This is a genomic window from Rothia sp. HMSC078H08 (assembly GCF_001808955.1).
Lineage (GTDB): Bacteria > Actinomycetota > Actinomycetes > Actinomycetales > Micrococcaceae > Rothia.
The window spans coordinates 1-23,568 of sequence record NZ_KV795249.1 but is presented as its reverse complement, the minus strand read 5'-3'; the positions used below and the strand labels follow the sequence as shown (position 1 = coordinate 23,568).

Annotated in this window: 20 protein-coding genes; 3 read left to right on the top strand and 17 right to left on the bottom strand. The window is 60.6% G+C overall.

Annotated features, from left to right (window positions below; translation table 11 throughout):
- Positions 1-46 precede the first annotated feature (46 nt).
- From HMPREF2528_RS02265 to folP, 6 genes are all read right to left on the bottom strand, one after another.
- Positions 47-1,894, bottom strand: a complete 1,848-nt coding sequence (locus tag HMPREF2528_RS02265) for a PH domain-containing protein (RefSeq protein WP_070542074.1) — start codon at positions 1,892-1,894, stop codon at positions 47-49.
- Positions 1,894-2,541, bottom strand: coding sequence for a PH domain-containing protein (locus HMPREF2528_RS02260; RefSeq protein ID WP_083297864.1), 648 nt, complete (start codon positions 2,539-2,541; stop codon positions 1,894-1,896). Before HMPREF2528_RS02260 ends, HMPREF2528_RS02265 begins: the two co-directional genes overlap by 1 nt.
- Entirely contained in the window at positions 2,528-3,043 is a 516-nt protein-coding gene (locus HMPREF2528_RS02255; RefSeq protein ID WP_070483401.1) for a DUF3180 domain-containing protein, read from the bottom strand. The genes HMPREF2528_RS02260 and HMPREF2528_RS02255 overlap by 14 nt, the downstream gene beginning before the upstream one ends.
- Before the next feature lie 45 nt (positions 3,044-3,088).
- Positions 3,089-3,667, bottom strand: a complete 579-nt coding sequence (gene folK / locus HMPREF2528_RS02250; protein ID WP_049333470.1) for a 2-amino-4-hydroxy-6-hydroxymethyldihydropteridine diphosphokinase — start codon at positions 3,665-3,667, stop codon at positions 3,089-3,091.
- A gap of 2 nt (positions 3,668-3,669) precedes the next feature.
- Positions 3,670-4,101, bottom strand: coding sequence for a dihydroneopterin aldolase (gene folB, locus HMPREF2528_RS02245; RefSeq protein WP_049333471.1), 432 nt, complete (start codon positions 4,099-4,101; stop codon positions 3,670-3,672).
- Positions 4,102-4,179: 78 nt separating this feature from the next.
- Positions 4,180-5,145, bottom strand: coding sequence for a dihydropteroate synthase (folP, locus tag HMPREF2528_RS02240; protein WP_070542071.1), 966 nt, complete (start codon positions 5,143-5,145; stop codon positions 4,180-4,182).
- A 157-nt stretch (positions 5,146-5,302) separates the two neighbouring features.
- On the opposite strand from folP, the gene HMPREF2528_RS02235 reads away from it, so the two are divergent.
- A complete protein-coding gene (locus HMPREF2528_RS02235; RefSeq protein ID WP_049333476.1) occupies positions 5,303-5,491 on the top strand; it encodes a hypothetical protein in 189 nt (62 codons plus the stop codon).
- Between the two features lie 135 nt (positions 5,492-5,626).
- Here the strand turns inward: HMPREF2528_RS02235 and HMPREF2528_RS02230 are convergent, their stop codons facing one another.
- From HMPREF2528_RS02230 to ppa, 11 genes are all read right to left on the bottom strand, one after another.
- A complete protein-coding gene (locus tag HMPREF2528_RS02230; RefSeq protein WP_070542068.1) occupies positions 5,627-6,592 on the bottom strand; it encodes an Abi family protein in 966 nt (321 codons plus the stop codon).
- A gap of 454 nt (positions 6,593-7,046) precedes the next feature.
- A complete protein-coding gene (gene folE / locus HMPREF2528_RS02225) occupies positions 7,047-7,631 on the bottom strand; it encodes a GTP cyclohydrolase I FolE (protein ID WP_070542065.1) in 585 nt (194 codons plus the stop codon).
- Complete coding sequence (gene ftsH, locus HMPREF2528_RS02220; RefSeq protein ID WP_070542063.1) at positions 7,618-9,825, bottom strand: ATP-dependent zinc metalloprotease FtsH; 2,208 nt, start codon at positions 9,823-9,825, stop codon at positions 7,618-7,620. Before ftsH ends, folE begins: the two co-directional genes overlap by 14 nt.
- 342 nt (positions 9,826-10,167) lie before the next feature.
- Complete coding sequence (gene hpt / locus HMPREF2528_RS02215) at positions 10,168-10,719, bottom strand: hypoxanthine phosphoribosyltransferase (protein ID WP_005504342.1); 552 nt, start codon at positions 10,717-10,719, stop codon at positions 10,168-10,170.
- Positions 10,720-10,913: 194 nt separating this feature from the next.
- Entirely contained in the window at positions 10,914-12,047 is a 1,134-nt protein-coding gene (gene tilS / locus HMPREF2528_RS02210) for a tRNA lysidine(34) synthetase TilS (protein ID WP_070542060.1), read from the bottom strand.
- A gap of 94 nt (positions 12,048-12,141) precedes the next feature.
- Positions 12,142-13,383, bottom strand: a complete 1,242-nt coding sequence (locus tag HMPREF2528_RS02205) for a type II toxin-antitoxin system HipA family toxin (protein ID WP_070542056.1) — start codon at positions 13,381-13,383, stop codon at positions 12,142-12,144.
- A gap of 45 nt (positions 13,384-13,428) precedes the next feature.
- Positions 13,429-13,653, bottom strand: a complete 225-nt coding sequence (locus HMPREF2528_RS02200) for a helix-turn-helix domain-containing protein (protein WP_005504337.1) — start codon at positions 13,651-13,653, stop codon at positions 13,429-13,431.
- Positions 13,654-13,909: 256 nt separating this feature from the next.
- Entirely contained in the window at positions 13,910-14,737 is an 828-nt protein-coding gene (locus HMPREF2528_RS02195; RefSeq protein WP_070542053.1) for an S-layer homology domain-containing protein, read from the bottom strand.
- A gap of 94 nt (positions 14,738-14,831) precedes the next feature.
- Entirely contained in the window at positions 14,832-16,235 is a 1,404-nt protein-coding gene (locus HMPREF2528_RS02190) for a glycosyl hydrolase family 28-related protein (protein WP_070542052.1), read from the bottom strand.
- 205 nt (positions 16,236-16,440) lie between these two features.
- Positions 16,441-17,256 carry a hypothetical protein gene (locus HMPREF2528_RS09115; RefSeq protein ID WP_141744683.1) on the bottom strand — a complete coding sequence of 272 codons (816 nt, stop codon included), beginning with the start codon at positions 17,254-17,256 and terminating at the stop codon, positions 16,441-16,443.
- 429 nt (positions 17,257-17,685) lie between these two features.
- A complete protein-coding gene (gene ppa, locus HMPREF2528_RS02185; RefSeq protein WP_005504328.1) occupies positions 17,686-18,171 on the bottom strand; it encodes an inorganic diphosphatase in 486 nt (161 codons plus the stop codon).
- Between the two features lie 318 nt (positions 18,172-18,489).
- Here ppa and dacB point away from each other — a divergent pair, with 318 nt between their 5' ends.
- On the top strand, positions 18,490-20,058 hold the full coding sequence (dacB, locus tag HMPREF2528_RS02180) for a D-alanyl-D-alanine carboxypeptidase/D-alanyl-D-alanine endopeptidase (protein WP_070542049.1): 1,569 nt from the start codon (positions 18,490-18,492) through the stop codon (positions 20,056-20,058).
- A 207-nt stretch (positions 20,059-20,265) separates the two neighbouring features.
- A complete protein-coding gene (locus HMPREF2528_RS02175; RefSeq protein WP_070542046.1) occupies positions 20,266-23,382 on the top strand; it encodes a DEAD/DEAH box helicase in 3,117 nt (1,038 codons plus the stop codon).
- Positions 23,383-23,568: the final 186 nt, after the last annotated feature.

Sequence of the window (23,568 nt, the reverse complement as noted above, 5' to 3'; positions counted from 1 at the left end):
CCGCACCGAGTGGTGCGGGCGGGCCTTGCCGGTTGAGGTTCCGGCGCTAACGTGCCTCGGGCACGCGGTAGTAGGCGCGGGTACCCTCCAGGCGCTCCGTGAGGGTCGAAGCGATAATCAGGCTCGTGCGCGGCGGCAGGTGCTTCATGGTGGTGCTCACCGGGCCCTTCGCAACGTCGAAGCGCAGGGTGGCGCATCCGCACGCACGCTCGAGCGGGCCCTGAGTCCAGCGCACGCCCAGCACGCGCCGCACCGGCAGCACCGACAGCCTGCGCACCAAGAAGCCGTTACGGATCAGCAGCAGATCGCCGCGGGCGTGCTCCTCGATGTTCGCGTCAGGGCGCGAGGAGGCGGGGCTCTGAGCCCCCTGCGCGGAGGCGTTAATGCTGGTCAGGCCCTTAATGTGCAGGGTGAGCGGGTCAAGCCAGCGGGCCGTGGACGGCACCTGCAGCATCTGCGGGGCACCGGGCACCTGTCGCTTCTGGGAGCTGCGCGCCGCGGCCATGAGCACCTGCGCCTGCTGCTCGTCCAGCCCCGGCAGGAGCAGACGCAGCACCGCGGCGGTCTCGCGTGCATTGCCCACCGGCAGGGCCACGTTGCGGGTCAGCCCGCCCTGATCGGGCCTGTCGATACCCACGCCGGCGATGGTCATCTTGATGCGGTACCAACCGAACATCTTCCAGAGAATCGACTGCTCAACCTGAACCGCCTGCACGCGCTCCGGCAGCACGTTCTGCGTGTGGGTTCCGGTGAAGCCGTAGCGCAGGGTGAGGGCCCCGCGGTCACCGCAATAAATCCTGAACCGCGCGGAGTTATCGAAGCGGGCCCACAGCGCACCCGCGTAACCGATGAGCGGCGCGCCGAGGCTCGGGAGGGCAAACATCGGGATGTACAGCGGGCTGATTCCACTGAAAATTGCCGTGATAATTGCGCTCACGCCCATGACGATGACCAGCGGGATAACCCACACGAGGTTCTCCAGCAGAATCGACATGATGAGGGTGCCGGTCGAGATGCGGAAGGCCACCGCACCCTCGGGGTTACCGGGTTCGGGGAAGTTTCCGGCCGGAGCGGGCGAAGCGGCGGGGTAGGCCGAGGAAGCCGAGTCGGACTGCGCAGGATGAGGCTGCGAGACGCCGGGCTGGGGCACGCTGGACTGGGATACGCCGGGCCGGGGCGCACCGGACTGAATCGAGGGAGCAGGCTGAGCCGGGGATGCAGGCTGAGCCGAGGGGGCAGAGGAAGCCGCGCCCGAGGGGAGCGGCGCATCCGACCGGTAGCCGGCCCGGGCTCCCCTGCCCTGAGCCCGCAGAATCGAGATGCTCTGCAGAGCCGCATGACGCAACCGGGTGGCCTTCGCCCGCGACAGGTACTTGATGTGCAGCGCCTCGCCGGAGCCGTCCGCAACCTCAAAACGCAGCTCCGACAGGCCCAGCAGGCGCGCCACCAGCGGACGGGAAATATCCACGCTCTGCACGCTCTCCAGGCGGATCGTGCGCTCCTTCTTGAAGAAGATACCGCTGCGGCGGTGAATCGCCAGCTCATCCAGGTGATAGCGGGTGAACCACCATTGAAGCGAGCCAGCAAACAGAACCAGCACCAGAACGACGAAGCCAATCAGCTGCGAATACGTCGCGCTGAAATAGCTGTCGTCCTCGTTGAACACCTGCGTCAGGCGCGTGCCCCACTCGTTCGGCGGGGTGGTCAGAATATTCAGAATGATGCTCTGAAAGAAGCCGAAGGCCAGCAGAATAATGAACCACAGGTTCATGATGAACGTGCGGATATCGGCGCGCCACCACGTCTGTTCCTGCGGACCGCCGGGGCCGCCCACGCCCTGGCCGCCCGGCGCGCCACCGCTCGGGACGTTATTGTTCGGAACGGGCGCGCTCATTACAGGGCCGCCATTCGCTCATCGGCGCGGCGCACCAGCTCGGCACGGACCGCATCCACGATGTCGTTCGGGACGCCGTACACCACAACCGTGCCGGCGGCCTCACCGGCGGTGCGCACCGTCAGACGCGACACCCCGCTGAGACGCTCGAGCGGTCCCGAATCGACGTCAACGTACTGGATGCGCCCGTACGGAATCGAAGTGATGCTGCGGAAAACCAGGCCGCGGCGGGTCATGAGGTGGTTGCTCTCCAGCGCGTAGGCCAGGGCGCGGGTGCGGCGCGGGGTGGTGAGCAGCCACCAGCCGCCCCAGAACACCGCAACGAGAGCCACCAGCACACCCAGGATGCGCATCCACAGGGGTCCGTCGGTCAGAACCGCGAGTGCATCCAGGCCCAGCCCCACCAGCAGCACCGGCACGAACGCGGCCACGGTGTGGATGAAGCGAACCTTCAGGTAGCCGGGGGCCGCGGGCTGCCACTGCGGGTCGGGTGCGGCCTGCCGGGGTGCAGGCCCGCCCACTCCGGGCAGGCCCAGGGGGACCCCGGCGGGTCGTGCGGTCGGTACGCTCGGCGCGGGGGTCTGTCCCGGGCCGCCGCCCTGCGGCATGGGATTCTGAGAATAATTGTTCGATTTAGGAGCCGGCATAGGTTCCTCCCTCTCGCGACTTCACGGAACCGGAGGGAGAATCGTCCTCGTCCTCCCCCGGCGGAATACGACAACAATGCTGCGCCCACAGGCCGGCCGCCAGCAGCGCAACGCTACAGACCAGGTTCACCACGACCTGCCAGAAAAGCGCAGACAGACCGCGGGCAGGCGCCACCGTCAGGTGAAAACCAAAGATTGCGGCACACACACCCGTCAGCAGGGAACCCGTCAGAATCGAACCCTGCGCATAGGCCAGGGCACGCGCAGCCAGAATCGGACCCATGTGCGGTGCCTTCTCGCGCGTCCGAATACGGCGATACCGCGCCACCTGCACCCCCAGCCACACCGCGCCGGCGGCCACGAGCAGGCACACCAGCCCGAGCATCCACGAGAAATGCAGCTCGCTATGACCGGCGTTCACCAGCACCGCGTGCACCAGCACGGTCAGCGCCGCGGCGCCTATCGCCGTCCAGAGCACCGCCGAATACCGGAGGGGTTTCATGGTGTTTCCTTTCGGTCGGTTCCTCTGCCTTCCAGAGTGCCACATTTAGGGGCCAACGGACAGGTTCATTTCACGCATATAACGAATTGCGTCCTCGCCGGCGTCCTCGTGGGTCAGGTTGAGGTCGCGGGAAAGCTCCGCAACGCTCACCGGCACGTAGGTTACGGCGCCCCCATCGCTGCGCGCCACCAGCAGGCGCGCCTCCGGATCCATACGCGCCCACGGCGTCAGCACAAAAGCCCGCTCGTGCGCGCGCGGGTGCGGCAGAGTCAGCACCGGGTCATCAGAGACGGTACCCTCGTAGTCAATCACGTCAATATCGAGGGTGCGCGGGCCCCAGCGCACCAGACGCTCGCGGTGATGCGCCGCCTCCACCGCGTTGCACAGCTTCAGCAGCTCGTAGGGGCTCAGCTCGGTCGACACCTCAATCACGGCGTTCACGTAGTCCGGCTGACCCTCCGGCCCACCCACCGGAGCGGTACGGTACAGCGGCGAGACCCGCAGGATGCGCACGCCCGCCTCCCGAAGGTCGACGACGGCACGCTCAATGGTGCTCTCGCTCTCGCCCAGATTTGAGCCCAGCGCCAGCACGGCGCGATGGGCGGAAAGCGGCCTGAGCGGCATCGTTAGCACCTCCCTTCGGTACCGGGCATGGCGGCCTGCAGGGACTCGGGAATACGCTCGCGGAACACGCTCACCGCCACGTTCTCGAAGGGAACGGTGATGGGGGCCTGCGGCTTGGAGACCTTCACCTCCACCGCGTCGATGCGCGCGAACTCGGAGAGAATCCCCTCGGCAATCCGCACGGCGAGCGTCTCGATCAGGTCAAGCGAGCCGAAGACGATTTTTTGGTGAATCAGCTCGGCCACCTGCGCGTAGTTCGTGGTCTTTTCCAGGTCATCCCCCGCGGCGGCGTCCGCGAAGTCGGTGTAGAGCGTCGCGTCGACGGTGAAGGGCTGACCGTCACGCTTCTCAAAGTCGAGAACGCCGTGGAAACCCACGGCGGTGATGCCACTAAGCGTGATGCGGTCGTGGTGGGCGTAGGCCGAATTCGGCATGGAGTCTCCTCAGTGGTTGGTTGTAGCGGGTACCCGGCGCGTGAGCCGAGCCCCGTGAGGTGCATAGGGGGGCGGTACCTACATGACGGCGCGCAGCGCGGAGGCAATAGTCACCGCGTCCACGCTAGCGGGCACGTCGTGCACGCGCACCGCCCACACGCCGCGCGCCGCCACCAGGGCGGTCACCGCCGCAGAGGCTGCCGCACGATGCTGAGCCGGGCGCGGCTCCGACAGCGACTGCCACAGTTCGCGTTCAGCCTCACCCGCATCGGTTGCGGTGAAACCGCTCGCGTTCAGGCGCTCGGCCAGCGCCATATCCGCCGCAGTCAGGGCGTTGGCGATAAAACGCTTGCGGGAACCGGCAATGAGCAGGCGGTGCCCCAGACCCTGTAGCTCGTCAATGGCGGCGAGCAGCTCCCAATCCTGCATGCCGCCCTTCGCGAAGCCCAGACCCGGGTCAAGAATCAGGTTCTGCGGCAGCACACCGGCGGCGAGGAAACGCTCGCGCAGGCCGGTCAGCTCCTCCACAACCTCGGTGACCACGCCGCGCGGGTACTCCGCCAGGCTGTCCATGGTCTGGGAGGTGCCGCGGGCGTGCATGAGGATGTACGGCACCTGCAGTTCAGCGGCGGTTTCGATCATTTCATCGCTCACGTTCAGACCGGACACATCGTTGATGATGTGCGCACCGGCGGCGATGGCGGCGCGGGCGGTCTGCGGGTTCATGGTGTCAACGCTGATGGTGGTGCCCATCTGCGCGACTGCCTCGATGACGGGCAGGATGCGGCGCTGCTCCTCCTCCACGCTGATGCGCACGGCACCGGCGGGGCGGGTGGACTCACCGCCAATGTCGATAATGGAGGCGCCCTCGGCAATCATGCGGGCGGCATGGGCGATGGCGTCGGTGGTGGCGTAGTGCTGGCCGCCGTCGCTGAAGGAGTCGGGGGTGACGTTCAGGATGCCCATGACGAGGGTGCGCTCGGTGGCGAGCGCATCGCAGGGCAGGGGTGCGGCGGCGGGGTGGGGGGCGGTGTCTTCGGTCATGGTTTTAATCCTACCGAATCTGCCGAATGACACAGCGCGCCATATTTGCATATGGCATACCGATTTGGGGGTATCCTGGGAGGGTATGCTCTGCCTGCGTCACAGCGGTGTGGGTTGGGCACCTCATACACATACATACTCTAGGAAGTGACTCATCGTGAATTTGAAGACCGGCGCGTGGATTTTGTCCCTGATCGCGATTGCTTCGCTGTTCGTTATTGTTCTGGCCGAGAACGCTCCCGCGGTCCGCTGGATTGCTTTCGGTTCTGCAACCGGCTGCGGCTTCATCGCCCTGGGCCTGATCGTGACCCTCGCACTGGGCTGGGACAACAAGAACGAGGGCTAAGGCTCTTCGAGCCTTCTAAAGGCCCGGAACGGCGCTAAGCACCGGTTGGCTCTAGAGGGGGGCACAACCGTACGACAAAAGGGGCGGAGGTGAAAACCTCCGCCCCTTTCAGCGTGTCTATAAGCAGTGAAGATTTTAGCTCCACAAACGGGTTTCTTCCCAACCTTGCGGTATGCCCATAGCCCGCGATACATCAACCCCAGGAACGGAAATATCAGGACGTTCCTTCAGAATCTGCGTCAGAGATTCCGTATCCCCAATTCCGCCCTTGTCCATCAGATATTTGAGGAGAGTGAGCATTCCGAAAGTCTTACACATCTTATGGTTCTCTTCAGCCTGCGGCACACCAAATAGGTCAACAACCTCACGGATTTCAGGGCTCTCAACTCTTCCACCTCTCAACACACGCGGTAAGCGAGGCTCTGGGTGCAGCTTATTGTAGAACCTACTTTGATGCGCACAAATATTGCGCATTACCCGCAGCGAGTTAATCCAGGTTTCCAATTGGGGGTCAGTACAGCCCAAGGCTTTCGCGATATCTCGCCGGATATTTGCCGGAGAGACCAAATACAGATTCTGTAGAGCCCCCAAATCTAGAACTTCCACCACAACCCACACGGGCAACTTCCCGCCGTATTGTTCACGGTGATGCTTCACGAATTCCTCTTCAGAAGTACGAATAAGCTGTTCACTTTTTCTCGTAAATCTGTTCCAAGCAGTGCGCCTTTTACTACCTTGAAGGTCGCACTGAGTTTCATCCTCGTATATGAGTGGATCCACTGCCCCCAGTAAATTCCCTAGGCGGGACCGCAAATACACCTCAAACTGCGAGAAATACGAAAACGCAATAGACCGAAGATTACGGTCATATTCATACAGGGCCACGATATCTTCAAAGACGGTTCCGGGCACGAAAGTATCCGAGCGCTGCCCGCTTCCCGCAGGCCGCCGGAACGAATAGTAGTAACCACTCAGCCGATAGTAACTAACACGCTCAAGGACGTGAACGGCATGTTCTTGAGAACCTACGAGCATGCCTCGCTGCCGCAAGATTCCAACCTGCTGTTCATATGTTTTAAATGGTTTTACGATTGGAGACATACACTATACACCACTTGATATCGTTTCATCATTGGAACTCTTTAATAATATCAATATAAGGATATTAAGGGTATAACTACACGGTATGTAAGCCATCTCTGCCTTGCTAAGGTCATCGCTTAAAAACGATGACCGGCTCCAGACCCCTGATGGGTGGAACCGGCCGCGGTTACTTTCGCTCCTGAGGAGGAGAGGAACAGTCATGTATTCATTAACAACGGTACGTGAAGAGCGCTGTACGTAGCATTGATAAAAAGAAGACCGGTCCTGTACTCCCGAAGGAGTGGTGCCGGTACTAGTGGTACTACTCTACAGCTGATGACGCCCTCTACGCAAGGGCACTCGTCATGCGGCCCAACACATGCGACCGCACAGCGCAGGGGTATAGCGCAAGGGGGCAGGATTCCTTAGAATCCTGCCCCCTGGCGTATAGCTATATGCTCATTGCATGCGCTTAGCGCTGCGAGAAGATCAGGCTCATCGCCTCCGCACGGGTTGCGCCGTTCATCAGCGCACCGCGCACCGCGCTGGTCACGGTCTTCGCGCCCGGCTTACGCACACCGCGCATCGACATGCACATGTGCTCAGCCTCAATCACCACAATCGCGCCGCGCGGGTTCAGATGCTCCTCCAGAGCCTCCACCACCTGGGTGGTCAGACGCTCCTGCACCTGCGGGCGGCGGGCGTACATCTCCACCACGCGGGCGAGCTTGCTCAGGCCGGTGACCTTGCCGTCCGGGCCCGGGATGTAACCCACGTGCGCCACGCCGTGGAAGGGCACCAGGTGGTGCTCACAGGTCGAGTAGAACGGGATGTCCTTCACGAGCACCATCTCGGAGTGGGCGATATCGAAGGTCGTACCCAGAATCTCGCCGGCGTCCTGGTGCAGGCCCGAGAAGAACTCCGCGTAGGCACGCGCCACGCGTGCCGGGGTCTGCTGCAGACCGTCGCGATCCGGGTCCTCACCGATCGCGAGCAGAATCTCGCGCACAGCCGCCTCAATACGCGGCTGGTCGACGGCGGTCTTAGCCTCGCTCATTCTCTGCTCCATTCTGGTTCGGGGTGCCATTCTCCGGGCGTTGTACCGGAGGCACGGGGTAGTTCGGGTACTGCTGCGGCGGCATGGCGACCGTCGGGTCGGCATCCGGGTCGGCTGCCGGTGCTACCGGGGCCTGGGGTGCCTGCTGAACGGGCTGAGTCGGTGCCTGCGGGGCAGATGCCGCGGGGGCAGCCGAGGTTGCAGGAGCAGCAGGGGCTTCGGCCTTCTGCGCCTCCTGAGCCAGCTCGCTCGGAGCCTTCACCGGCGGAATGTCGGTGCGCTCGCGGGTCGGCTTGGAGTACCAGTACTCGCGCTCGGGGCGCTTGCGAACGTCCTTGAAGATCTCGGCAATCTCGTGCTCGAGCAGGGTTTCCTTCTCGAGCAGGGCGAAGGCCAGGCGGTCCAGCACGTCGCGGTTCTCCAGCAGAATCGCGAACGCCTCATCGTGCGCCTGCTCCAGCAGGGCACGAATCTCAGCGTCCACCTTGGCCGCAGTCTCATCCGAGTAGTTGCGGGCCGAAGCGCCACCGCCACCGAGGAACGGCTCGGTGTCCTCGCCGCCAAGTTTAACGGAACCAATCACGGAGCTCATGCCGTAATCGGTGACCATCTTGCGGGCGGTGTCGGTTGCCTTCTGAATATCGTTGGACGCGCCGGTCGAGGGGTCGTGGAAGACGATCTCCTCCGCCGCACGGCCACCCATCGCGTAGGCCATCTGGTCCAGCAGCTCGTGGCGGGTCGTGGAGTACTTGTCGTCCTGCGGCATGACCATGGTGTAACCCAGGGCGCGGCCGCGCGGAAGAATCGTAATCTTGGTGACGGGGGCGGAGTTGCGCAGTGCCGCCGCGACCAGGGCGTGGCCGCCCTCGTGGTAGGCGGTGACCTTGCGATCGTGCTCGTTCATGATGCGCGAGGAACGCTGCGGGCCGGCCATCACACGGTCGATGGCCTCGTCGATGGCGCGGTCGTCAATCACGTTGCCGTTATCGCGGGCGGTCAGCAGGGCCGCCTCGTTCATGACGTTCGCCAGATCGGCACCGGTGAAGCCGGGGGTGCGCTTCGCAACCTGCGCCAGGTCCACGGTGTTGGCAATGGGCTTGCCGGCGGCGTGCACGCGCAGAATCTGTTCGCGGCCCTTCATGTCGGGGGCGTCCACACCAATCTGGCGGTCGAAACGACCGGGACGCAGCAGCGCCGGGTCGAGCACGTCGGGGCGGTTCGTTGCCGCAATGACGATGACGTTCGAGTTGCCGTCGAAGCCGTCCATCTCAACCAGCAGCTGGTTCAGGGTCTGCTCGCGCTCGTCGTTACCGCCGCCCATACCGACGCCGCGGCGACGGCCAACAGCGTCAATCTCGTCAACAAAGACGATGGCGGCGGGGTCGCTCTTCGCTTCCTTGAACAGGTCGCGCACGCGGGACGCACCCACACCCACGAACATTTCAACGAAGTCAGAGCCAGAAATCGAGTAGAACGGCACGCCAGCCTCGCCCGCCACAGCCTTGGCGAGCAGGGTCTTACCGGTGCCGGGAGGGCCGTACAGCAGAACACCCTTGGGGATCTTTGCACCCAGGCGGGTGAACTTTTCGGGTTCAGCCAGGAACTCGCGGACTTCTTCCAGTTCGGCGAGCGCCTCGTCCACGCCGGCGACGTCGCTGAAGCGAACCTCCGGCTTGTCCTTGGTGAACTTCTTCGCGCGGGACTTGGAGAAGCTCATGACGGAGGAGCCGCCTCCGACTCGTCCCATCAGGAACCAGAAGAGCACACCAAAGAGCAGAATCGGCAGCAGCAGGGACACCAGGGAGCCCAGGAAGCTGTGCTCAACCGGCTGGTCCGTGTAGCTTTCCAGCTCGGCGGATTCCATTGCCTTAGCAACTTCGTCGCCGCGGGGCTGCACGTAGTAGAAGCGCACCGACTTACCGTAGTTGTCGTTGCCCTTCTTGTAGTCGTCCTTAAGCTGCAGCTCGACGCGCTGGTCGCCGTCGTAAATCTTTGCGCTCTTGACCTGGTGGTCGTTGAGCAGCTGAAGACCGACGTTGGTGTCCACCTGACGCGAGGGCTGAGTGAAGAAGGAGGCCATGAGGAAACCCAGCATGACTACGATAGCTGCGCCCGGGAAGAACCAGGAGCTATGAATCAGCTTCTTCAGGAAGGCCTCCGAGCCTTTCTGCGGAGTATTGGGGTTTTGCGCCAATGCTTTGTCCTTACGTTGCGGCTGTAACCCGTTGGGGTGCGGCATGCCTGCCGGAACACCCAACGGTGCAACCTTAAATGTACCCTACCCCGGCGGGCGGCTAGGTACCGGGCTTCTCTATTTCACCTGCGGGCTAAAGGGTTGTAGCACTCGGCGGGGGTGAAAGTGCATCTTCTGCGCCGGGTATCTGCGGCGGCTGGTACACCGGCGGCGGCCCGTCTTGGCGGATGCGCCTCCCGCCTCCACGTACATCCACCGTCGGGTACAGCAACGCCCCGCTCCCCCACAAGCGTGAGGAGGCGGGGCGTCACCACCTACAGCATGGTTGCCGAGGTGAAAGGCTTAGGAGTAAACGTGCGGGTGCAGGGTTGCGACGCAGTCCAGGTTGCGGTACTTCTCAGCGAAGTCCAGGCCGTAACCAACAACGAACTCGGGCTCGATGTCCCAGCCGACGTACTTGACCTCAACGTCAGCCTTGACGACCTTGGGCTTGCGCAGCAGGGTGCAAATCTCAACGGAAGCTGCACCGCGAGAAATCAGGTTCTGCTGCAGCCATGCCAGGGTCAGGCCGGAGTCAATAATGTCTTCAACGATCAGGACGTTGCGGCCTACCAGGTCGGTGTCCAGGTCCTTGAGGATACGCACAACGCCGGAGGACTTGGTGCCGGAACCGTAAGAAGAAACAGCCATCCAGTCCATGGTGTAGTGGCCCTTGAGAGCGCGGGAAAGGTCAGCCATGATCATGATGGCGCCCTTGAGAACACCCACCAACAGCACGTCCTTACCGGCGTAGTCTTCGTCGATGCGCGCCGCCAGTTCGGCGACCTTCGCGTTAATCTCTTCCTTGCTGAAGAGAACGTTCTTAATATCGTCCTGCACGTCGATAGCCTGCACGATGTATTCCTTCGTATCTTTAGACGCTCTGCGCCTCCGCCGGGGGCCCCGGGTGCGGGGTTTCATGCCTTCCCACAGCGGACAATGTGGATGGTGTTCGCCTTAAGTATGGCTTAAAACGGCGCCGCGGCGCACCTCACCACGCAGATAGTGTGTGCTGAGGGGGCTCCGCGGGCACCTAGCTGGGTACCTAGTTAGGGTCGAGTTGGCACTAATACGAGCACGTCCAGGCGTTCACCGGTTGCCGGATGCACAATTTTGCGGCGGCGGTACGCGCTCACGTGACCGGGCATCTGAACGGGCCCAGCTACCGCGTATTCGGCGGTGAAAGAGTCCAGCGCCTGCAGTCGCTCGAAGCCCGGATTCTCTCCCCCGGCTGCCTTGCAGGCGGTCGCAAGCACACGTAGGCGAAGCGCCGGATGCAGCTCGGCGGTGCGCACGCGGTCAAGCAGCACGGCGTCTTCACGTTCGATGCCGCGCACGGCGGTTCCGGCGGGCAGGAGCGCCTGCTTGTAGGCGGCCCGCGCCTGCTCGTCGAGGTATTCGGCGTCCGGGCCCGCTACGGAGGCGGTACGCGCCAGGGAGCGGGCGACGTCCCCGCCGAGGTGCTCCTCCAGGTAGGGCAGCACGCTGTGGCGGATGCGGGCACGCATGAGGGACTGGTCGGTGTTGGTCGGGTCAATCCAGGGGGTGAGGGTTTCGGCGTCGCAGATGTCGAGCATGTCGGCGCGGCGCAGGCCGAGGAAGGGCCGCAGGTAGGTGACGCCCTCTTCGACGCGCACGGGCGGCATGCCCGCCAGGGAGCGCGTGCCGGAGCCGCGACTCAGGCCGAGCAGCACGGTTTCTGCCTGGTCGTCGAGGGTGTGGCCGAGCAGTACGGCGCGGGCGCCGGTGGCTTCGACGGCTTTCTCAAAGGCGGTGTAGCGGGCGGTACGTGCCGCCATTTCGGGGCCCATGTTGCCGACGGGAACCTGCACTTTTTCGGTGATGACGGGGTGAAGCCCCAGGTCGGTGAGGGTCTGTGCGGTCTGCGCGGCAACCTCGGCGGAGCCTTCTTGCAGGCCGTGGTCGACGATGACGGCACCTACGCGCACGTCGCCGCGGCGGGCGAAGTGCGCGGCAATTGCCGCCAGGGCGAGGGAGTCGGGGCCGCCGCTGCAGGCAACCAGGAGCAGGGGCAGGTCGGCGGCGTCCGGGGTGGAGGTGGTGCGGGAGCGTCCGGTGGCTTTGATGCTTCCGGCGCCGAGGAGCTTTTCGAGGTCGGCGGCGAGGTAGCGGCGGGCAGTGCCGACGGCGGGGTGCAGGCGTCCTGCGCGTCCATTCTGCATGGTGGTTCCTTTATAGAAATTGCGAAGTATCTATGTAGGTAGATACTTCACGAGGAGAATTTAGAAATAACGAAGGCTCAAGAAGTCAGGAGTCTTAGGAGCGCGTATGAAGGTACTCTTCAAACTCGTCCTGGCGGCGTTCCAACTCTTTCTGCATGGCCTTGAACGGTGAGGCATTCGAGTTGAAAACATATCCCGGGGCGGCTCGGTCTGTGGGCCAGCGAACTGCTCGAGCCGCTTTGAGAGCACGAGCTAGAGCGTCTTTCTGCACCTTAGGCGGAAGACCGATAGTCTCTGCGAGAGCAAGCCAATCGTCAACAGTAATCTTCCAATCTTCGGGCGGCGAACCGTCACCGGGATTCGAATTATCTTTTCCGTTGACGCTAAGCGCCATGGATAGAGATTTAATGTGCACGAGCGAACAGGGGATGTCGTAGATAGGAGCTACTTCCCATCCACGGCGTCCCTTGAGGAGCGAGATATTTTTTGCGTGCAGGTCCCCATTGCCGGTCAGCCAAGCGTAGAGAAAATGCATGTAAAGATTCCTGCGGGCAATAGCAGGGGAAGCAGCAAGCTTCACCATTGCTTGAATGACACTTTCTGTTGTCACAGCAGGATTATCTTCTGTGTATTTCTCACCCGAAGGAACACCCAAAATCTGTGCGCCATCCTCCATAGCGATGCGTCCCCCAGAGGGTGTTCGGTCGAAACGGGAGACCATCAAACCTGATACGCCGTCTCGATCATAGACAAGCTCATGCTGAGCTACAGGAATCCCCATGAGTGCGGCCGCCGTGAGGTGGGCAGCTTCGTTTTCCACGAGCCCGGGCATGCGTTGCGGGCTGATTTTCAGAAGCGCATCGTAGCCAGCACCCGTCCAATGCACGGGCAGGGTTTTCATGACGGCACTGAGCTTTTCTTGAACGCCAGGCAGTCCTCGGCGGTCAACCGTGCCCATAAGTTCAGCAAAGGAAACGACCTCAGGGTTGTTCACCAATGCGGCAGGAGCGGTGTACAGTTCCCGCCCGTGCTCAATAATTTGCACATCGCCTGGAACGTCAGAACCAATCACCAGCAATAAGCCCAGGGTGTTGTTTTTGCTGATTTTTTTCTCGGAACTGACAACGTCGAGCCTATAGCCTTCGGGCAGAAGATTCTGAAAGAAAGGCGGAATTGATTCTGCGGTATATTCCGCGTTTAAAGGCAGGCTCGTGGCAATTGCCGGGCCTTTATAATCTGCCCGGTAGGTGAAATGAATCAGCCCGTTGGCGTCTCGCCTCAAATATGCGGCGAGAACACCATCTTTATAGACATCTGCCATAAGTTCATCTGTCATGGCTTTTCTCCAGGTTCTGTTTTCTATCGCAGTGTGCGGGAGGGGTTAGGTGAGGGGGTTGGTAATAGCCAGCTCAATGCCGAGCTCTTGGGCGACCTTGAGGACCGCACCAATTGACGGGCCGGGCAGCCCACGCTCAATATCGCGGATTGTTTTATCGCTGAGCCCGACCATCCACGCCAACTCCATTTGGGTGATTTTTTCGTACTTGCGGACGGCGCGAACCTGGGCACCAAATTCCTGCGCGAACCCCGTTGCGTCGAATGCCATGGGGTTTCCTCCTCACCGCTACAGAACCTCAATTTATACGAACTATTCTTCGCAATATGCCCATATTAGCACCCCAAGAAGCTCTCTGAGACTGTTTTCCGAAGAATAGTTCGGTTAAACACGCCTTTCCGGCACCCCCAAACACAGCCAAGGAACACAAAAAAGGGGGCGTGCCCACCGCCTCCAGCACGTACGAAAACTCGCACGAACCAGACGCAGGGAACACGCCCCCAGCAAGTCCTCCGCTCACCTGCCGCTAGGACAGCGACTGCAGACGAGCCACAATGGGCGCCAACTCCTCGTGGTAATCAAGAACCATGAGAGGAGTGAAAATAGTGGAGTACGAAACGTAATAGAAATCCGGTGTTTTATTGAAATCCCACCTCGTGTACCCGTCAGTGCGGAAGTGAATATCATACGCCCGGTCATCTTCTCCCTTCGCCAGCGCATGCTGATACACCCAGCTCATTGCTCGATGCAACTCGCTCCCCTCCTTAATGGGAGCAGCGCCCTTCTCCGCACGCACAGCATTCGCCTTATCCAGGGGCTCCAGGGTCACCTTGGGGCTACCCGCAGCACGATAAAGGAAGGTAAAGTAGGCGCCACGGCTCGCCGGAGTATCGTAGTGGAAGGAACCATCAGACCAACCAGCACTCAAGCCCACACGGGTCGCCCAAATAGCAACCTTATAACGCGCATCGCCCGGAGTCAGGTCGGTGTACGGGGACTTCTCCGGCAGGTTCTTCACCTCGGGTGAACCAGCCAGATGGTACAGGTGCTCCAGCAAGCGGCCACGCGAAATGGTCATGACCCCGTTCGGCAAATCCCACTCACGGGTGTTAATCAGCCCAACAACCTGCTTCTTCGTAATCAGGCCGGTACACTCCGCCCAATCCACACCGGTGATGTGAAACTTCCCATAATGCCCGTGCATGTCAAAACAATTAACATCGAATTCCAGCTCTTCAATAGGCTGTGCAGATTTCGGCTGAATGTATGCCGCCTGGGCCGCGCCCTGACCCATGCACCCCATAGCCAGCGCCAACAGTGCCGCCGCGCCACGGGTCGAAAGGTTTTTCTTCATTTTCTATCCTCGGTGAAAGGTGTGAGAACAAAAGAAGAGTGAATCCCTTTGAAGATACTCGGGATTCACTCTCCGCGCAATTATTTCAGAATGATTAAAATTTTATGTCATCTTTTTTATTTGAATCAATCTTACTATCTAGCGAGGTCCTCATGACCTTAAAATTAATATCAATATAGAAATTTCTCCAGGGGACACTGGAATCGTACTTAAAGAAAAGGTGCCGATCGTCATTTGAATCCAATTTATTACCATCACGAGCATTACGCGATGAACCAGCCACAATACTAATATCGTCCAGCTTATTCTCAAGATAAAATCCATAACGTGACGCCTGCCTATCGGATTTAGGATTAGCAGAACGCGGCGCAACAAGACGAGCTCCAGAAGCATTTCTGCTGATATACCAATTAGCCGCCTGATCCGTATGAGCTGCACCCCTTAAAGTGATTTTATCTTCATAGCTTGATGACTCACCCAAGCAGTTCATAAATTGATTATCTTTAAATCCAACAATCCATCCGTGTCCGCCGTTCTCCTGAGCAGTACATCCGATGAACATATTCCGTTCGCCAAAAACCGCCCAACCAGCGCCAGACTTCCTAAGATATTGATTCGTTGTATGATAGAGGTCGGAATCCGGCTTATTTCGAACAGCAAACCAGGCGGTACACGCCACAAATTTACATTGAGCCCCATATACCTCAATTGCCCCATGGTATCCGCCACCAAGATTGGCATCAGAGACCTCGACCATCACAAACTTATTATCCGCAGCTCCAGAGTTCGAACGCTCTTCTCTACGCTGAGCATGGCCCACCGGCTTTCCCACCAAGAGTCCTTGTCTGCGAGTTTTACGAATGCGTACCTTATCAACCTTCATAGCACGATCATGTTCACCCAGGATGGCAATTCCGACTGCCGTATCCCAGATTTCAACATTTGAAATAATGGGGGCAGCTTCAGGTTCATTAAAAATATCAAATCTTGTATGGACAATGATACCCGCAATATTACCCGGTATATATTGATCAGCAACATGCTTACCCTTCTTAATCTGATGTTCAAAAAATACTTTACGAATATTAGGATTCAAAAGATCAAGATTAGCACCACGAATAAACATATCTCGCACACCAAATCGCATTGGTGTATTTGTGCCCATATCACCCGTATAGGTATCGTACGACCCCATATGGAATACTCCCTGACACCCTATGTTATCACCATCGACATCTCTTACATCCTTTGGGTCTTTATTAAACCCAATGATTTGTGTGGAGAATCCATGCCCATACACCTCTACTCTGTCCTTGAGCTCAATAAAATCATTACTCACAAGATAGATTCCCGAGGGAATCTCGACAGAACCCCCACCGGGGACAGCAGCCACCGATTTAATGGCATTTTGAATTGCCGTCGCAGAGTCACTTGTTCCGGTTGGGTCCGCCCCAAAATCCAAAACATTAACATGCTTTGATTTTTTATAATCAACCATATCGCTTTCCTTTCTTAATCTGCATAGTGCGAATACAATCAAATAATTTGAACACTAACGCACTAATTCTTCTCTGAATGGATATACATCAAAATACTTTGATGTATTCTTCCGATATATCTGTGACAACCTCCTATCAATCGCCTCTTTTTACAGAGCAAGGCTTCTCCCGAATCTACATCTCTATAATTGCTCCATACTGACTTTATGAAGCAGGCATTGTGACACAGGTCAGCACCCCTCCCGGCGTTCTAACACTAATCCGATAGGAAGCCGACACAGTAGACCCGCCATATTCACTACGGCCCGGGAAATACATGCCAAAGTACCCTTGTTGCAGTAACTCTTCCGGTTGAGAAATATCCTCGCTGACTTCAAACTCCCATTCCCAGCGGTGAACTCGAACAAACGCATCACCATCTGCACCTAAAGATGCGTTTTCCTCCCCTTGGGAAACACCACAAAAATACTCGGCACTCTCTAATGAGGCACCACGCGAACGAATCATTCTCAGGCCCGATTCCCTACGCACCACCAGCGATGGTGCTGCTGGGTACCCCTCAGGAGAATGGCTTGTCAGCCCCATGGAACCCGGCTGCCAGCGATTCATCTGCACTATGTATTCTTGCGATCCGCTCAGTTGCTCAAGCTCAACCACAATCTGCTGACCCGAGGGAATTTTGGACAGCCATTGCCCCGTATCACGGTGAATATGGGGACGAATTACCTCATATAAGGCTGACTCTTCTTGATTCCCCATCAGTTCTATCGAGGGAAGCGCATGCACCCCAGCATAGGGGCCCGAAAAGGGAAGGAGCTGAAACCACAGAATGGCATTATCTGCACCATTAGTCGGCAACCACGCTTCACTAAGCGGGGCAACAGTACACCCATCTATTTGCTGGGGAGAACCAACAGGGTCCTGTACACCCCATGCATTGCTCTGAGGTGATACGAAGAAACTTACCAGGGCAAACGACGAGAGCCGGCACACTTGTCGGCGTGAAAGTTCAGACATCATAGTCCTTGAATTGAGTTGAGTGATGAAAATAGTGTGTGGCGTTTACGCTTCGTCGACGCTCTTACGCCCCACTCTTTCAACCCTACTCTGGAAATCTGCGTTTTCAAGCATTCAAAAGCCAATATTTCATTCTCATGCAAAATACATATCAATGTAAATCTAAAATTTATTATCCATTCACTTTAAACTTGAATATTTATGCAACCGTAACTTTAGAAATATCTTCAAAAAATTCTGAACTTGCAGAAATATTACAAGCCCCACCGCACAAAGTACTTGCTGAAATCGACCTCAACAAAGCCCTGGACAACGGCTCCGAGCACAAAAAGGGGCGTGCCCGCCGCCTCCAGCACGCACGAAAACTCGCACGAACCAGACGCAGGGAACACGCCCCCCCTAAAAACCGGGTGCACCTAACGGTGCGGCAGCTTAGTGACCCTCAGCTGCGAAACGGTCGATAGCCTCCTGGACCATCTTCTCAGCAGCAGCCAGATCCTCCCAGCCCTCGCCCTTAACCCACTTGCCGGGCTCCAGGTCCTTGTAACGCTCGAAGAAGTGCTGAATCTCAGCCTTCAGCTGCTCCGGAACATCAGCCAGGGACTTGATGTGGTCGTAGCGCTTGTCGGTGGGAACGCACAGAACCTTAGCGTCGCCGCCAGCCTCATCGGTCATGTTGAATACTGCAACGGGGCGGGACTCAACCAGCACGCCGGGAACAACGTCAACGTCCAGGATCAGCATTGCGTCCAGCGGGTCGCCGTCCTCACCCAGGGTGTTCTCGAAGTAGCCGTAAGCGGTGGGGTACTGCATGGAGGTGAACAGCACGCGGTCCAGGCGCAGGCGGCCGGTCTCGTGGTCCACTTCGTACTTCACGCGGGAGCCGCGGGGAATTTCAATAGTGACGTCGAGTTCCATCGGAACCTTCTTTCTCGTGAGTTAGAGTCACTTTCGCGGCGACTTCGGCGCGCAAGGTGCGAAAGTTAGGTGTTGAACTCACCCATTGTAACCCGTTCACGCACACCGAAACCGCGTATTCGGCGCCAAAACCAGCGTAATTTACCACGCGCACACCACTGTTAACGTTCCGCCTAGTCCCGCGCCCGCCAACGCGACCCGCCGCCGTGCCGGACAGGTCAGATAGGGTTCGTGAAGGGCGGGAGGAACGCGGCAGGAGTGTTCCAACACCGGCGCGTAAATTCGATAGGCACCCCATCCGCCCGCTATGCTCAAAAGATGCCTTCCAACAAGCCCAACACACAGACCACCACCCTCACCCGCCGCGCCGCCCTCACCCTCGGCGGCATGTTCCTCCTCACCGCCTGCGGATCCGCCGCAACCGAACAGAAACGCCCCGAAGGTTCCGCAAGCCCCAGCGGCAGTGCGTCCGGTACCGCCGAGGCGACCGCCTCCGCAACCCCGAGCGCTACGCCGAGCCTCGCGCCCGCACTGCCCGAAGCGGAACAGGGGCAGCTACGCAACGCCCTCACCGCGCTCTTCGCGGACGGCACCTACCCGCAGTACAGCCTGCTCGTCACCGGCATGGACGGCAACCTGCCCAGCATCAAGGCAACCACCGCACCCGCCGACCTGTACGCCGCCAACGCCGACACCGCGCGCGTGCCCGCCTCCACTTTTAAGGTGCTGACCCTGTTCGCACTCAACCACTACGCGAACCTGCAGGCGCGCCTGCGCACACGCGTCACCCGCGACTCCGCCGGACTGTACCTCATGGCAGGCGGCGACACCCTGCTCGGTGCGGGCGCCTCCAACCCGAAGCAGATCGTCGGACACGCAGGCCTGACCACCCTCGCCGAGCTGACCGTGAAGGCGCTTCTTCAGGGCGAGAAGCCAACCGCGGCGCTACCCGTCTACCTTGACGGCACCTTCTTCAGCGGCCCCGGCGTGAACCCCGGCTGGGATGACGCCGACGTGGCGTCCGGCCAAATCACGCCCATTCACCCCATTGCGCTCGAATCGCACACGGTGCCGGGCAAGTCCACCGCAAGCAACCCGGTACGCCCCGACGATGCGGCGGTTGCCGCCCAGCAGGCGTTCGTGGATGCGCTCAACACCACCGGCAAGGAGTCCGGCATGAGCTTCACCCTCGCGGAGCGCCGCACCGCCCCCGCGGAAGCGGTTGAAATCGCCGCGGTCGAGTCTGCAACCTTGCTGGAGCAGGCACAACAAATGATGCTCAAATCCGATAACGCCCTCGCCGAGGTGCTCGGCCGTTGCGCCGCCATTGCCGCAGGTAAGGAAGGTAGCGGCGAAGCGGCACAGCAGACCGTGCGCCAGGCACTCGTGGATGCCGGCGTAAACATTGAAAACCTGGTTCAGGCGGACGTGTGCGGCATGTCCTTGACGGACCGCGTGACCGCCCGAACCCTCGTGCAGGTTGTGGCTCTGCTGAATGCTGATGAGCATGCGGAACAGCTGATGAGCACGTTCCCGATCGCGGGCGTGAGCGGCACCCTGTCCGGTCGTTTTGGTGCGGCGAACGCCGTGCACGCACGCACTTTTGTGCAGGCGAAGACCGGCACCTTGTACACGGTGTCTTCGCTGTGCGGTGTGGCGACCCGACCCGACGGCACCCGCCTGATTTTCGCGATTATTCTGAACGATCTGGGCGGTGCGGATGCGCTGCCCGCCGCGAAGGAACGCGTGGACGCGGCGGCGGCGGCGATTGCGAACCGTTCGACTGCGCCGAGTGCTTCTGCCAGCCCCTCTGCGGTAGCGGCGAGCGCTTCGGCGGCGCCCGCGGCGGCAGTTTCTACCGCGGCCGCGGCGAGTGCAGTCTCCTAGTGTGTTCACCCGGATAGCCCCGAAAGCTCCCTAAATCATCCCGTGTAGGTTGATTTTCTGTAGTGTTTCACGTGAAACCTGAAAATCAACCTCTCGGGTGAGGGCAGCGGCAGGTGCCAATAGGCTCCTCAACCGGGACACATGCCCACTTACCCGGCAGGGTTTCACACCCGCCTTGTTTCTCTCTCCTCCAGCAGAAAAGTCACCATGGACCTTACCTTCACCCTCGCTGATCTGACCGCAACCTCCGCCTGCGAGATGCGGCTCTACACCGAGCTTCGGGAGCGTGCGCAGAAGCAGTCTGCCCACCCGACCCACGAGAAGTTGGAGCGCGCCCGCGAAGCGTACCGCGAGTGCCTGCGGGTGCTAACCGAGGGCGGAATGGTCGGCAGTGCAGTAGTCGGCAGTGGAGTAGTTAGCAGTGAGCATGCGGGCGGCACAGCGCACCCGGTGCCCCTGGTGGCGATCTCCGCGGCGGGGCTGACCTACACGGTGGAGCTCGACCGCCTCGACTGCCCGGCTACGGACAGCACCGCCGAGAGCAATACCGCCCGAATCGTCTGCACCCCGCACCTGGGTGAGGCGGCGCATCGGGCACTATTGCGCGGTGCCCTGGTGGGGCATCTGCTGACCGCCGGTGCCACTGAGAGCGCCACCGAAAGTGCCAAGAATGCGGTGCGCCTCGATCTCTGCCTGGAGCACGGCGCGGAACCCGAATCGGAGCATACTGAGCACTCCTCCCCCGCTGGTCAACCTCACCGGGTTGATTCGGCGCGTATTCTGCCGCTCATTCGCCTGCAGGAGCAGCGCCTCCTCTCGCTCACCGAGGCGCTGAACGAGGGCGTGGAACCGGCGGAACTTGCCGAGCGCATCCCGCATTTTCTGACCTGCGGCGAGTGCCCGGCATGCCTGAACGCACACCTGAACACAGCGGCATCTCTTGCCCTCGCAACCGAAGCCCCGGAACTCGTCACCGAAGACGCTGCAGACGCCGCCGAAGACCCCGAAATCGAAGAGCATCCGGTCATGTACAGGGTGCCCGCCGCGGTGGAGAACGACAGCGAACAGTACCGCCTGCAGTGCCTGCTAGATGCCCAGCTCGCATCCCTGGAGGAGCACGCGGCGGAGCACGGCTGGGGTACCGGTGAGCTTGAGGCGGCGATGTTGCTGTCCATGACGAATTATCACCGCCGCGAGCGTGCCCCGTTCTGGCGTGAGCACATTCGCCGTCTGGAGGACGGCCCGACGGCGTGGGTGGCGAGCCGCGATTACGCGTACCTTGATCGGGTGCAAGTGCTTTCGGTGGAGCATGCGCATGCTCTTCTGAACACCCCCGCAGACCTGGAGGCGCTTGCCGCCGCCATGAAGGAGCCCACCGAGGTTGAAGACGCCCCCGGCTGGTATCGTGTGCGCGGCGCGCAGGTGCGCCTGTTGCGTGCGCGAATTGAGGCTGACCCGAGCCTGGTGATTGCACCCTCTGACCGTGCGGTTTTTTGTGCGTATGAGGCGGGGTTGAGCCCGCAGATTGCGCTGGACCATATGGAGTCGCAGGTGAACTATTTCCGTGCGTCGAATCCGGGTGAGCGTGTGCCCGCTGAGTTGGCGGCGACGGGTTTCTTTGGCCTGCGTGTGCTGGCGGTGGCGCAGGGCGGTTTCGGTGCCGGTTCCGCGGATTCTGCGAACCCCGAAGAGGCTGCCCCAGAGTCCGGCAAGTCGACCGGCGAGTCGACCGGCGAGTTCTTGGAGGTGCTTCTGCAGGAGCGCATCCGCGTGAAGGATGAGCCGCACCGTGCCCTGCCTTCGGGTATTGGTCCTGGCGATCCGGTATCTACGGCGACGATTGAGGCGGCCCTGCAGGCCGATGTGCACGGGTTGCTTTTCGGCGGCGCCCTCATGCCGAGCGACCCCGTGCCCGCCGAGGATTCCGGGGCTTCAAGCGAATCCGAAGAGGCTCCCGCCACGCCCCGCACCCTGCCGAGCGTGCTCGATGCGGCGGCTTCGCTGACGGGGATGGAGAGCGCCTCCGCGGACCTGCTGTTCCGCCGCGCACCGCGCCTGAAGAAGGGCGCCTCGAACGCCAAAAATGCAGAAAATCTACCCCGTGAGGTTGATTTTCCGGGCTCTGCCCTACCCACGGTGGATGCCGTACACGCGGCGGTTCACGCCCTCGACCACTCCTATGTGGCGGTTCAGGGCCCTCCCGGTGCGGGCAAAACCTTCCTCGCCTCGCACGTGATTGCGCGCCTCGTGGCGGAGGGCGCGAAGGTGGGCGTGGTCGCCCAGTCGCATGCGGTGATTGAGAATCTCATGTCGGCGTGCTGCGCCCGCGAGGGTTTTGATGCCTCCCGCGCGGTGCGTCTGCGCGGCAAGTCGGTGACCCCGGACGCCCCGTGGTCTGAGGTGTCTGATTCTGAGCTGACGGAGCTGATTTCTGGTGCAGGCGGCCTGCTGTTTGGCGGTACGGTGTGGGATTACGTGAGTGAGCGTCGCGTGCCTGCCGGGTCGCTGGATGTTCTGGTGGTTGATGAGGCGGGCCAGTTCTCTCTGACGAATACGGTGGCGGCGGCTCGTGCGGCACGTTCGGTGCTGCTGTTGGGTGATCCGCAGCAGTTGCCGCAGGTGTCGACGGGTGTGCACCCGTACCCGGTGGATGTTTCGGCACTGGGCTGGTTGTCTGATGGGGCGGCGGCGCTGAATCCTCGTTTTGGCTATTTCTTGGGCGAGTCGTGGCGTATGGATTCGGCGTTGTGCGAGCTCGTGTCGTGGCTGTCGTATGACGGCGCATTGGCGAGCGCGGCGGCGACGGCTGGTCGCACCCTGCAGGGTGTTGCGCCGGGTGTGGTGTCGTATCCGGTGGAGCATGCGGGTTGTTCGGTGCGTTCTGTACAGGAGGCGCATGCGGTGGTGAATTGCGTGCGCGAGTTGTTGGGTCGTGAGTGGGTCCCTGCGGCTGGTGCTGAGCCGCGCCCGTTGGCGGCGGAGGATTGCATTGTGGTGGCGGCGTATAACGCGCAGGTTGATTGTGTGCGTGAGGCGCTGATTGCTGCTGGTTTGGCGGATTCTTCGGGTGCTGGCGTGCGTGTGGGCACGGTGGATAAGTTCCAGGGTCAGGAGGCTGCGGTGGTTCTGGTGTCGTTGGCGTCGTCGCGGGTTGATTCCGGGCGCGGTGCCGGGTTTGTGCTCTCGCCGAATCGTCTGAATGTGGCGGTGTCGCGCGGTCAGTGGCAGGCGGTGCTGGTACATTCGCCGCTGGTGGCGCGCTCGGTGCCGCAGGATGTTGAGGAGGTGCTGGCTCTGTCGGGTTTCGCGGGCCTGGTGGAGTAGCACCTAGTGCAGCCCTTATTCTGCGCTCTTCTACACTCCCCCGCCCGCTGCGTTGCGGGGCTGACTGTAACAGGGTCTGACTGTAACAGAGTCTGGCAGTGTGGATTGGCGGAGCCTGGTTGCGGGTGTCTTTGGCGTGCCCTGATTCGGGTTCAGCCGGGTTTAGTCAGGGCTCAGCCGGGTTTA

What these genes read in the sequence shown, in the direction of transcription:
- HMPREF2528_RS02265 (WP_070542074.1), bottom strand. Translation starts at nt 1,894, where the DNA reads ATGAGCGCGCCCGTTCCGAACAATAACGTCCCGAGCGGTGGCGCGCCG.
- HMPREF2528_RS02260 (WP_083297864.1), bottom strand. Translation starts at nt 2,541, where the DNA reads ATGCCGGCTCCTAAATCGAACAATTATTCTCAGAATCCCATGCCGCAG.
- HMPREF2528_RS02255 (WP_070483401.1), bottom strand. Translation starts at nt 3,043, where the DNA reads ATGAAACCCCTCCGGTATTCGGCGGTGCTCTGGACGGCGATAGGCGCC.
- folK (WP_049333470.1), bottom strand. Translation starts at nt 3,667, where the DNA reads ATGCCGCTCAGGCCGCTTTCCGCCCATCGCGCCGTGCTGGCGCTGGGC.
- folB (WP_049333471.1), bottom strand. Translation starts at nt 4,101, where the DNA reads ATGCCGAATTCGGCCTACGCCCACCACGACCGCATCACGCTTAGTGGC.
- folP (WP_070542071.1), bottom strand. Translation starts at nt 5,145, where the DNA reads ATGACCGAAGACACCGCCCCCCACCCCGCCGCCGCACCCCTGCCCTGC.
- HMPREF2528_RS02230 (WP_070542068.1), bottom strand. Translation starts at nt 6,592, where the DNA reads ATGTCTCCAATCGTAAAACCATTTAAAACATATGAACAGCAGGTTGGA.
- folE (WP_070542065.1), bottom strand. Translation starts at nt 7,631, where the DNA reads ATGAGCGAGGCTAAGACCGCCGTCGACCAGCCGCGTATTGAGGCGGCT.
- tilS (WP_070542060.1), bottom strand. Translation starts at nt 12,047, where the DNA reads ATGCAGAATGGACGCGCAGGACGCCTGCACCCCGCCGTCGGCACTGCC.
- HMPREF2528_RS02205 (WP_070542056.1), bottom strand. Translation starts at nt 13,383, where the DNA reads ATGACAGATGAACTTATGGCAGATGTCTATAAAGATGGTGTTCTCGCC.
- HMPREF2528_RS02200 (WP_005504337.1), bottom strand. Translation starts at nt 13,653, where the DNA reads ATGGCATTCGACGCAACGGGGTTCGCGCAGGAATTTGGTGCCCAGGTT.
- HMPREF2528_RS02195 (WP_070542053.1), bottom strand. Translation starts at nt 14,737, where the DNA reads ATGAAGAAAAACCTTTCGACCCGTGGCGCGGCGGCACTGTTGGCGCTG.
- HMPREF2528_RS02190 (WP_070542052.1), bottom strand. Translation starts at nt 16,235, where the DNA reads ATGGTTGATTATAAAAAATCAAAGCATGTTAATGTTTTGGATTTTGGG.
- HMPREF2528_RS09115 (WP_141744683.1), bottom strand. Translation starts at nt 17,256, where the DNA reads ATGATGTCTGAACTTTCACGCCGACAAGTGTGCCGGCTCTCGTCGTTT.
- ppa (WP_005504328.1), bottom strand. Translation starts at nt 18,171, where the DNA reads ATGGAACTCGACGTCACTATTGAAATTCCCCGCGGCTCCCGCGTGAAG.
- dacB (WP_070542049.1), top strand. Translation starts at nt 18,490, where the DNA reads ATGCCTTCCAACAAGCCCAACACACAGACCACCACCCTCACCCGCCGC.
- HMPREF2528_RS02175 (WP_070542046.1), top strand. Translation starts at nt 20,266, where the DNA reads ATGGACCTTACCTTCACCCTCGCTGATCTGACCGCAACCTCCGCCTGC.